General features: G+C 39.5%; 7 protein-coding genes. 2 read left to right on the top strand and 5 right to left on the bottom strand.

Annotation, left to right across the window (positions count from 1 at the left end):
* Positions 1-209 precede the first annotated feature (209 nt).
* The gene (locus H4J50_RS16915; RefSeq protein WP_182257457.1) at positions 210-2,777 is read left to right on the top strand and encodes a TonB-dependent siderophore receptor; all 2,568 of its coding nucleotides are present in this window, start codon (positions 210-212) and stop codon (positions 2,775-2,777) included.
* A gap of 173 nt (positions 2,778-2,950) precedes the next feature.
* On the opposite strand, the gene H4J50_RS16910 is transcribed toward H4J50_RS16915, so the two are convergent.
* On the bottom strand, positions 2,951-4,216 hold the full coding sequence (locus H4J50_RS16910) for a multifunctional CCA addition/repair protein (RefSeq protein WP_182257456.1): 1,266 nt from the start codon (positions 4,214-4,216) through the stop codon (positions 2,951-2,953).
* A gap of 146 nt (positions 4,217-4,362) precedes the next feature.
* On the opposite strand from H4J50_RS16910, the gene H4J50_RS16905 reads away from it, so the two are divergent.
* On the top strand, positions 4,363-6,000 hold the full coding sequence (locus tag H4J50_RS16905) for an AAA family ATPase (protein ID WP_182257455.1): 1,638 nt from the start codon (positions 4,363-4,365) through the stop codon (positions 5,998-6,000).
* Positions 6,001-6,076: 76 nt separating this feature from the next.
* Here the strand turns inward: H4J50_RS16905 and leuD are convergent, their stop codons facing one another.
* The 4 genes from leuD to leuA all read right to left on the bottom strand — a co-directional run bounded on the left by leuD (position 6,077) and on the right by leuA (position 10,901).
* A complete protein-coding gene (leuD, locus tag H4J50_RS16900; RefSeq protein WP_108456971.1) occupies positions 6,077-6,673 on the bottom strand; it encodes a 3-isopropylmalate dehydratase small subunit in 597 nt (198 codons plus the stop codon).
* A gap of 1 nt (position 6,674) precedes the next feature.
* The gene (gene leuC / locus H4J50_RS16895) at positions 6,675-8,093 is read right to left on the bottom strand and encodes a 3-isopropylmalate dehydratase large subunit (RefSeq protein WP_182257454.1); all 1,419 of its coding nucleotides are present in this window, start codon (positions 8,091-8,093) and stop codon (positions 6,675-6,677) included.
* Position 8,094: 1 nt separating this feature from the next.
* A complete protein-coding gene (leuB, locus tag H4J50_RS16890; RefSeq protein WP_108456969.1) occupies positions 8,095-9,207 on the bottom strand; it encodes a 3-isopropylmalate dehydrogenase in 1,113 nt (370 codons plus the stop codon).
* 98 nt (positions 9,208-9,305) lie between these two features.
* On the bottom strand, positions 9,306-10,901 hold the full coding sequence (gene leuA, locus H4J50_RS16885) for a 2-isopropylmalate synthase (RefSeq protein ID WP_182257453.1): 1,596 nt from the start codon (positions 10,899-10,901) through the stop codon (positions 9,306-9,308).
* Between the last annotated feature and the right edge of the window lie 235 nt (positions 10,902-11,136).

The raw sequence follows: 11,136 nt of genomic DNA, 5'->3' as shown, positions 1-11,136 counted from the left end.
AATATATTAATACACACATTGTTAAAACACCTTTAAAAACACTACTTGTAAAGCACTTCTAACTATTTTATAAATAATCATTCCATTTATAGTTGTCACCCTACTATTTATTAAGAAATAATTTTGCTGCAATTAAATTAATGGATAAAAATATAACTATAAAAATAGATAACAGACAAAACATAAACACATATTAGGAAGGAAATATCATGTCTACAACATTTCGCACAGGTACTTTAGCTTTAGCTGTTGGCTTAGCACTAGGAACTGCTCCTAGTTTTGCTGCTGGTTTTGCTGAAGAAGCAGCCAAAAAAGAAAGTGTTGAACGTATCGCCGTTATTGGTTCACGTTCAGCACCTCGTTCAGTAGCAGAATCACCAGTACCTATTGATATTATTGGTGGTGATGAGTTAGGTAAAAATGCTTCAAGTGACATGCTAGACATGTTGGTTGGTGCAATTCCCTCGTTAAATGCTCGCGCACAACCTATTAGTGATGCAGCATCACTCATTCGCCCAGTAAACTTACGTGGTTTACCATCTGATTCAACGTTAGTACTTTTAAACGGTAAACGTCGTCACCGTGCATCAGTTATTGCATTCCAAGGTGGTGGTATTAATGATGGTGCACAAGGTCCTGATATTTCAGTAATACCAAGTGTTGCTATCAAGCAAGTTGAAGTATTACGCGATGGTGCTGCAGCACAATATGGTTCAGATGCTATTGCTGGTGTAATGAACTTTGTATTGAAAGATGATGCAGATGGCGGTTCAATCTCTGTAAAACAAGGTTCTTACTACGAAGGTGATGGTGACCAAACGATCGTAGACGGTAACATTGGCTTGCCATTTACTAAAGATGGCTTTGTTAATTTAAGTTTTCAGTTAAAAAATGCTGATGCTACTAGCCGAAGTGTACAACGTCCTGATGCACAAGGCATTGCAGACGCTGGCAATACTTCAATTCAAGACCCTGCCCAAATTTGGGGTAATCCTGAAGTTAAAGATGACATTACTTTATTCGGTAATGTTGGTTTAGATTTAGGTGATGATAAAGAATTCTACATGTTCGGTAACTACTCTGAGCGTGATGTGACCGGTGGTTTCTACTACCGTAACCCACATAACCGTGGCAATGTTTATTCTGTTGATGGTGGTGAAACACTGCTTGTTGGCGATATCGCACAATCACAAGGCGCAGCGCGCACATGTGCTGTAGTTCCTGCAAACGTTCCAAATGTTCTTGATACTACTGAATACCAAGCAATGGTTGCCGATCCTAACTGTTTCTCAATGAACCAAATATTCCCAGGTGGTTACACGCCACAATTTGGTGGCAATATTACTGATACATCACTAACTGTTGGTACTAAAGGTGACATTAACAGTGGTATGCTTGAAGGTTGGTACTTTGACGTAAGTGGTTCAGTAGGTCGTAACGAATCTAAATTTAATTTAAAAAATACCTTAAACCCATCACTTGGTTTAGAAACTCCTGTTGATTTCGACACGGGTAGTTATATCCAAATGGAAAAAACCTTCAACTTTGATTTAGTTAAAGGTTTTGAAATGGGTCTCGAAGAGCCAGTGAATGTTGCTACAGGTCTTGAATGGCGTGAAGAAAGCTTTGAAATCGTGTCTGGTGAAGAATCATCATGGAAAGCGGGTGCATTTGCTGACCAAGGTTTCAATATCGGTTCACATGGTTTTAAAGGTTTTGGTCCTGAAACTCAAGGTCGTAATGACCGTCGCAACATTGCCGCTTATGTTGATGTTGAAGCACAGTTAACAGAAGACTTTTTACTTGGCGCTGCTGTACGTTATGAAGATTTCACAACCTTCGGTAATACAACTAACTATAAGCTAACAGCACAATACACGCTTAATGATGAGTTTTCATTCAGAGCGTCTCATAGTACTGGCTTTAGAGCACCTACTGTTGGTCAAGCTAACGTTGTTAACACGCAAACATCACTAGTAATGGGCGATTTAATTCAAACATTCTTAGCACCACCAACGAACCCACTTTCTGCGTTTTATGGCGGTAAAGAGTTAGCACCTGAAGAATCACGCAGCTTTGCTGGTGGTATGGTTTATCAAGAAGGTGATTTCTTCTTTACACTTGATTACTACAACATTGAAGTTACTGATCGTTTAGCTCAGTCTAGCCAAATTGATGTTGAACCTGCTGATTATGCTGAACTTGAAGCACTTGGTGTTGTTAACCCTGAGTTGATTTCTGCGGTAACTTATTTTGCTAACGACTTCGATACAACTACTCAAGGTGTTGATATTGTTGCAAACTATTCAATGGAGTTATTAGACGGTGATACATTGTTATCATTAGCTTATAACTGGAATGAAACAACTGTTGATAAGTTTAATCCAGACACAACTGATGAAGGTAAAGTACATCGTTTAGAAGAAGGTATGCCTGATCATCGTGCTACTTTCACTATTTCACAAACTTGGGATAGTGTAACGAGCTTTGTACGTGTTAACTACTTTGGTGAGTACTTTGCAACTCATGCAGATGATACATGTGCCATTGGTTGTTGGAATGAAATTGCTGACTCAGCAATTACTCTTGATGCAGAAGTAAGTTACTTCGTAAATGACAGCATTACATTGTCTGTTGGCGCGAATAACCTTTTCGACCAAGAAGCTCAAAAGTTACCTGAAGAGTCTTACGGTCAGTTAGGTGCAGAGTACTATGAAAGTGGTCCGTTCGATTACAACGGCGGTTTCTACTACGTAAAAGCTACTTATAACTTTTAATTTTAAAGTAAATTAAGTCTAAAAAACCATATCATTTGATATGGTTTTTTTATGTCTGATGTATTAATAAGTTGGGTGCTTTAGTCAGGTAAGTAGCTATCCTAACGATATGTAGGGCAAGGGAGGTTAACTCCGCTCTATTGAATCAGTGCTGTTAACTTAGCAACGTTAAGTTAAACAATCTGGCTTTGTTGTATATACTCAAGCTTGAATTGTTTCAACACTTCAAGGCGTTGCTCTGATATAGCAGCTTTAATTTCAAGGCCCTTTAAACCTTGCTCAACAAAAGGTTTTGCTGTGATAAGAACTAATTTTTCAAATGCATGATAAAGAAAATCTTTTTGTCGGTATTCTCGTTTTTCAAAACCAAGACGACCGGTGAAGTCGGCTTGACAACAAAGTAGAAAATCATAAAACTCTTCTGGTTTACGCCAAGCATCAAGCTGGTCATAAAGCTTTAAAATAGTACTGGCTTTTAATTCAAATACTTTATGTGCGTGCAAATGAAACTGGCAAACTTTTAACGCTAAGGTTTTGTATGCTGTTGGCACTCTTAAACGAGCGCATAATTCTTCGATTAAAGGCAGGCCTGCAGTTTCATGTCCTGGATGAGATGGCAATGTTTCATCTTCAGTTAACGATTTACCTAGGTCATGACAAACACTGGCGAATCTTATGGTTGTTTTTGTCGATAGCAGCACTGCTTGTTTTAATACCATCATAGTATGTAAACCTGAACAAATTTCAGGATGCCATTTTGCTGGGTTTGGTATGCCCCATAAATTATGTAAATCAGGCCACAGCGACTTTAATGCTTGGCATTGATATAACACTTGAAAAAACACTTCAGGGTTAGCATCGGCTAAGCTGCGTTGCATTTCTTGCCATACACGTTCGCCAGAAAGACTTAATAATTCACCACTCTCACTGAGTTGTGTCATTAACGCAAGTGTTTCGGGGGCGATGGTAAAACCGTACTCATGGTAACGAGCGGCGAAGCGGGCGACCCGTAAAACGCGCAAAGGATCTTCAATAAATGCCATTGAAACATGACGTAGAACTTTATTTTTTAGATCTATTTGTCCGTTGTAAGGATCAACTATTTTACCATTTTCATCCATTGCCATGGCATTAATGGTTAAATCTCTTCGAAGTAGATCTTCTTCAAGGGTTACGTTTGGTGATGCATTACAATTAAAGCCAGTATAGCCTTGGCCTGATTTTTTCTCTGTGCGAGCTAAGGCATATTCTTGCTTACTTTTGGGGTGAAGAAATACCGGAAAGTCTTTGCCAACTTGTATAAATCCAAGTTGGCGCATTGCCTCGACACTTGAGCCAACAACTACATAGTCGTTATCAACAACTGCGCGATTAAGTAGCGAGTCACGAACTGCACCACCGACTAAAAACGTGTTAAGTTGTTGGGTTATATCTGCCATTTAAGTGCTTTAAACCTCTGAAAATAAATAAGTAAATAATATAGGGTGATTATACCAATAAACTCTAACACAAATGCAGCTGAATTTTGACATATGAACGCGTTCAGGGTAATTTCACAGGGTCGATTCATTAGTTAAGATTTACTATGTATACAAGTTATTTTGGTTTAGAAGAAAAGCCATTTTCAATTGCACCAAACCCAGATTATTTGTTTATGGGTGAACGCCACCGCGAAGCACTTAACCACTTAACTTATGGTTTAGGTGATACGGGCGGTTTTGTCCTACTTACCGGTGAAGTAGGCACAGGTAAAACTACGCTTAGCCGCCGTTTAATGGAAAATTTACCAGAAAACACCCAAGCCGCTTTTATTCTAAACCCAACGCTTTCCAGCCAAGAATTATTGGCAACGCTGTGTGATGAACTAAAAATTCGCTATCGTAAAACGGGCGCTACGTTAAAAACACTGACTGATAAAATTCAACAAAAATTACTGAAAAATCACAGCGACGATATCAATACTTTGTTGATTATTGATGAAGCCCAGCACTTACAGCCTGAAGTGTTAGAGCAATTAAGATTATTAACCAACCTAGAAACCAACACTAAAAAGCTTCTACAAGTCATTTTGATTGGTCAGCCTGAGCTACAACAATTATTGCAACGCCGTGATTTACGCCAGTTAGCACAGAGAATAACGGCCAGATATCATTTATTACCGCTAAACAAACAAGAAGTCGAACAATACCTTAAACACCGTTTGTCAGTGGCAAAATGTTTTCGTAATATTTTCGATAAAAGTGCGGTGAGTGCAATTCATAAAACCTGTAAAGGCATACCTCGCTTAATGAACCTGTTAGCAGAGCGCTCGTTGATGAATGCTTACAACAGCAATAATGCCGTAGTTAATCGTAAAATAGTGCTACAAGCTGCGCATGATGCGTTAGGTGATGAATTTGAAGTGAAGCCTTGGTGGCAAAATAGTTTTGTGAAAGTTGGCGGCTTAGTTTCAGCATTAGGCATAGTGTTAGTTATTGGTATTTGGTGGGGAACATACCATCTTCATGGCATACAACCTGAGCGTAGCTTGGCCAGTGCTGTTGAAAGTAACGTCGAAAGTAACGCAACGCAAACACTTTCAATCAATAACAATGCTACTTTAGTTAATACTAATACAAATGAAATAGCTCAAAACGCTGGTGCAGATCCTAAGATTGTCGTTCAAGAAAAAGTCATACCAGAGACGGTAGCGAATCGAAATGATGATATTGATAGCAAAAATGAGGTTGCCGCGCTAAATAACAAATTAGCTGAAACTAACGTTGAGTTTATTGATAAAGAAAAGCCATTAGCTGAGCTACAAACAACACAACAAACACCTGTACAAAATTTAGCGCCAAAAGTAAAAAAAGTAACACCTAATAATTATGTTGTTGAAGCTGAAGAAGGTGTGTCAGACGCATTACTGGCAAGCTTTCAATCTGCTATTGAAGAAACTAAGCAAAGTGACAATACTGTTGAAAAAGTTAAAGTAGATAACAGCGATGTTTTACCGCTTACGCAAATGCCTACATGGGTGCAAGATGGTGTACCGTCGTTAGCATTTGAAATGCATATTTATGCCAGTGATGGCCAAGGTTGGATTAGAGTTAATGGTCGCGATCGCTACGAAGGCGATTATATTGGTCGTGAATTACTCTTGAATGAAATACTACCGCAGAAAGTGGTACTGAGTTTTAGAGGTGAAAAATTTACTATGGATGCTTTAACTTCTTGGAATTAGTGTTACCTATAAACGTAGCTTTGTTAGAAAATATTTGAGCCACCAGAGGTTTAGTCTGATGGCTCTGGTTACTGACTTATTGCCATACCGGCATTTTTGCTTCGTAACTTTCTATTTTATCAATTTTATTTAACGTCCAACCAACACTATCTACACCGTTCTCTAAACAATATTTGTGAAATGGTGTTAACGTAAAACTATATTCTGCATCTGCTGTTTTAACTTTACTTGCGGTTAAATCAATCGTTAGGTGCTGCAAATCAGCTTTTGATTGCTTGAATAACTCAGCGATTTCAGCTTCTGTTAATGTAATAGGTAAAACACCGATATTGATACAGTTTGCATAGAAAATATCTGCAAAACTTGAAGCAATAATGACTTTAAAACCATACTCTTGCAGAGCCCAAGGCGCATGTTCTCGACTCGAGCCACAACCAAAGTTTTCACCTGTTAGTAAAATACTCGCGCCTTGATATTGCGGCTTATTAAGAATAAATTCAGGGTTATCTACTTTGCCTGCGTTATCTAGATAGCGCCAATCATTAAATAGATGTTGACCAAAACCTGTGCGAGTCGTTTTTTGTAAAAACTGTTTTGGGATAATTTGGTCAGTATCAACATTCGCTGCATCTAATGGCAAAACTAAACCATAATGCTGGGTAAAATTTTCCATGTTATGCTCCTTTAGCTTGTGAGTTAATAGCGGTTAAGTCGACAAAATGTCCTGCAATAGCAGAGGCAGCCGCTAACTCAGGGCTAACTAAATGTGTACGACTACCACGGCCTTGTCGGCCTTCAAAGTTACGATTACTCGTTGAAGCACAACGGTCGCCTTCGGTTAACACGTCATCATTCATGCCTAAACACATTGAACAACCGGGTAAGCGCCATTCAAAACCTGCATCAATAAACGTTTGTGCTAAGCCTTCAGCTTCAGCTTGCGCTTTAACACGGTAAGAACCTGGTACTACAATAGCATCAACCGTTGGAGATACTTTTTTACCTTTGGCAACAGCTGCTGCTGCGCGTAAATCTTCTATTCTAGAGTTCGTACATGAGCCAATAAACACTTTGTTGATGGTGATATCGGTAATTTTTGTACCGGCAGTTAAACCCATGTATTTTAAAGCAGCAATACAAGAGTCGCGCTCTACAGGGTCAGAAAAGTCTTCAGGTGATGGCACAACATTATCAACTTGGGTTACTTGACCCGGTGTTGTTCCCCAAGTCACTTGGGTTTTAATGTCTTTTGCTTCAAGCGTTAAATAGCTATCAAAGGTTGCGTCAGTGTCTGATTTTAGTTGTTTCCAATCATTAACTGCTTGTTCCCATACATCGCCTTTTGGCGAATAATCTTTGCCTTTTAAGTATTCAAAAGTAGTCGCATCTGGGGCAATAAGACCCGCTTTAGCACCAAATTCAATACTCATATTACAAACCGTCATGCGCTCTTCCATGGTCAAGCGCTCAATCGCATCACCACAGTATTCAACCACATAACCCGTTGCGCCTGCGCTACCCGTTTTGCCAATAATCGCTAAGATAATATCTTTAGCGCTGATGCCAGGAGCGACTTGGCCTTTTACTTCAATTCGCATTGTTTTAGCTTTAGTTTGACGTAAAGTTTGAGTAGCAAATACATGCTCAACTTCAGAGGTACCAATACCAAATGCTAAAGCGCCAAAAGCACCATGTGTAGCCGTATGCGAGTCACCACAAACAATTACTGTACCGGGTAACGTTAAGCCAAGTTCTGGCCCCATTACATGCACAACACCTTGGTTTTTATGGCCCATGCCAAATAATTCAATACCAAACTCTTTACAGTTTTTCTCAAGAGTTCTTAATTGATTTGCTGCGCCTTCACCGGCGGCATTAATTTCAATAGAGCGAGTAGAAATATTATGATCCATAGTCGCGATAGTACGTTCAGGATGGCGTAATACACGGTTATGAAATTTCAAATTAGCAAAAGCTTGTGGAGATGTCACCTCGTGGATCAAATGACGATCAACAAAGATTAACGGCGTTTCTTCAGCTTTTTCTTCGATAATATGATTTTGCCATAATTTTTCGTATAAAGTGCTGGCCATGCTATTTTGCTCCTGAAGTTGTTTTATTATCACGAATGTACTGGCAAATAATATCGCCCATTTCGTTGGTAGACTTAGCTTTGTGGCGCTCTTCTGGGCTAAGTAAGTCGCCGGTAAAGTTACCTGCACTCAGCGTTGCCGCTACCGCGTTTTCTATTGCACTTGCCGCTTCAACTTGATTTAAGCTGTGACGTAGCATTAATGCCGCAGAAAGAATTTGTGCTATTGGGTTTGCAATGCCTTTACCTGCAATATCAGGTGCTGTACCACCGGCAGGTTCATACATACCAAAACCTTGCTCATTTAAGCTCGCTGAAGGTAAAAGTCCCATAGAGCCGGTGATCATGGCGCAAATGTCAGATAAAATATCGCCAAATAAGTTTGAACATAGCATAACGTCGAACTGTGCAGGGTCGCGCACTAATTGCATAGCAGCGTTATCAACATACATATGCTCAAGTTCAACCTTAGGGTAGTCTTTTGAAACCTCTATAACCACTTCTCGCCATAATACAGAAGATGCTAATACATTGGCTTTATCAATAGATATAACCTTGTTACGGCGCTTTTGAGCTGACTGAAAGGCTAGGTGTGCTATTCGGCTTATTTCTTTACGCGAATAAATCATAGTATCAAAAGCCGCTTCGTCTTCTTGGCCTTGATTTTTTCGCCCTTTAGGTTCGCCAAAATAAATGCCACCCGTTAGCTCACGTATCACTAAAATGTCAAAACCAGCTTCTGAAATATCAGCACGTAATGGTGAAAGGTGAGACATAGCACTTTGAAGCTGCGCAGGGCGCATATTACAAAATAGTCCAAAATGACCACGTAAACCTAATAAAGAGGCTCTTTCTGGTTGCTCTGTTGGTGGTAAGTTACTCCACTTTGGACCACCGACTGAACCAAATAAAATAGCATCGGCTTGTTCACAGCCTTTAACAGTGCTTTCTGGTAGTGCTTCACCGTGATTATCGATAGCGCAACCACCTACGTCATAGTGTGCTGTACTAATTTCAAAATCATACTGCTGGGCAACTGTTTGTAAAACTTTTTCTGCTTGTGCCATAACTTCTGGCCCGATGCCGTCACCGGCTAATATTGCAATCTTCGACATAATATTGTTTTTTAACCTATAAAATTTACTTAATAAATGAATCTGATTTACAGCTAACTTCGTTGAAGTTAGCCTTAATTTGTTTAACGCTCGTTTATCTAAATTTGGCTTTGGCCATCAATAGCCGCTTCTTTTTTAAAATCGGTTTTAAGCTCAGTTTTTAACTCGGCAATGGTAATCGCACGATGAATCCCGTTAAGCGCATTAACCAATGCATGCCCTGATGCTTTAATTACATCAGTATCTAAGCCATAACCATGGAAATTTCTGCCTTGCCACGATACAACAATATCAGCTTTGCCTAGGCCGTCTTCACCTTCACCTTTGTTTGAAATTTTGTAATCGCTTACTTCAAATTCAATATCTATGGCTTTTTTAATGGCGCGATAAAGAGCATCGACAGGGCCATTACCGGTTGCTGAAACAATTTTACTATCTTCACCTAAGGCAAGCTTGATACTTGACGTTGCAAACTCACTACCGCCACTTTGTACATTAACGGTTTGTAATTGATAAAAGTCTTGTTGATCTTGTTGCTGAATATTAAAAAGTAAGGCTTCTAAATCGTCATCAAAAACTTGGCCTTTTTTATCCGCTAAGGCTAAGAAGTCAGCGTAAAGCGCTTCAATTTCATAATCTGACTCTTGATAGCCCAAGCTTTCCATACGATGCTTAATAACATGACGGCCGCTGCGAGAAGTTAAGTTCAATTTAGTTTTACTGATGCCGACACTTTCTGGGGTCATAATTTCATAGGTGTTGCTGGCTTTTAACATACCATCTTGGTGTATACCTGATGAATGACTAAAAGCGTTACCACCGACAATGGCTTTATTTAATTGCACAGGCATATTACAAAGCTGGCTAACTAATTTTGAGGTGCGGGCAATTTCTTGATGATTAATACGTGTATGAACACCTAATAATTCTTGGCGAGTTTTCATGATCATGGCTACTTCTTCAAGCGAACAATTGCCAGCGCGCTCGCCAATGCCGTTAATGGTACATTCGATTTGTCTAGCACCGGCTTGTACGGCTGACATTGAGTTAGCAACAGCTAAGCCTAAATCATTATGACAATGCACAGAAATAACCGCTTGATCGATATTAGGTACACGATTAAATAAGGTTTCGATGATGCCACCAAACTCGTTTGGTAATGTGTAGCCCACAGTATCAGGAATATTAACGGTAGTGGCACCCGCTATAATGGCTTGTTCAACCATACGACATAAATTGTCAATTGGGGTTCTGCCAGCATCTTCACACGAAAACTCAACATCATCTGTGAAACGGCGGGCATATTTAATTGCATGCACGGCCATGGCTTGTACATCAGCAAAGCTTTTTTTCAATTTTTGTTGAACATGCACGTCAGAGGTAGATATAAAAGTATGAATACGAAATTGGTCAGCAGGCTTCAACGCATCAGCACAAGCTTTAATGTCGCCTTCAACGGCTCGGGCTAGGGCACAAACTCGAGAATTTTTCACGGTTCTTGCTATTTCTTGTACGGACTGGAAATCACCCGGTGAAGAAACTGGAAAACCCACTTCCATAATGTCGACACCTAAACGTTCAATAGCGTGCGCTATTTGTAATTTCTCGTGTACCGATAAACTCGCGTTCAATGCCTGTTCGCCATCACGTAATGTGGTGTCAAAAATAATTACTTTATCGTTAGAAATGCCCATGTTTGTCCCTGATTTTTAAAAGTTTTTGCGCTAAATAACGAGCATAAAAAAACCCGCGTTGAATAGCGCGGGTTTAGTGTTTTATTATGTTATCTATTTATTTTTCAAGCAATAAAACCTAGCCGCGCGTTGATAATGCGAGGAGGAGGCTAATACGAATCATGTTAGTGAAATTTTTCATTTATGCTTTTGCTTAGTATTTTGGTTTAATAAATAGTTAGTACGTTATTAATAG

Source organism: Colwellia sp. 6M3 (assembly GCF_014077595.1).
In the GTDB taxonomy this organism is placed as follows: Bacteria; Pseudomonadota; Gammaproteobacteria; order Enterobacterales; family Alteromonadaceae; genus Cognaticolwellia.
Note: the sequence above shows the minus strand (reverse complement) of the source record. Positions and strands in the feature narration are given on the sequence as shown.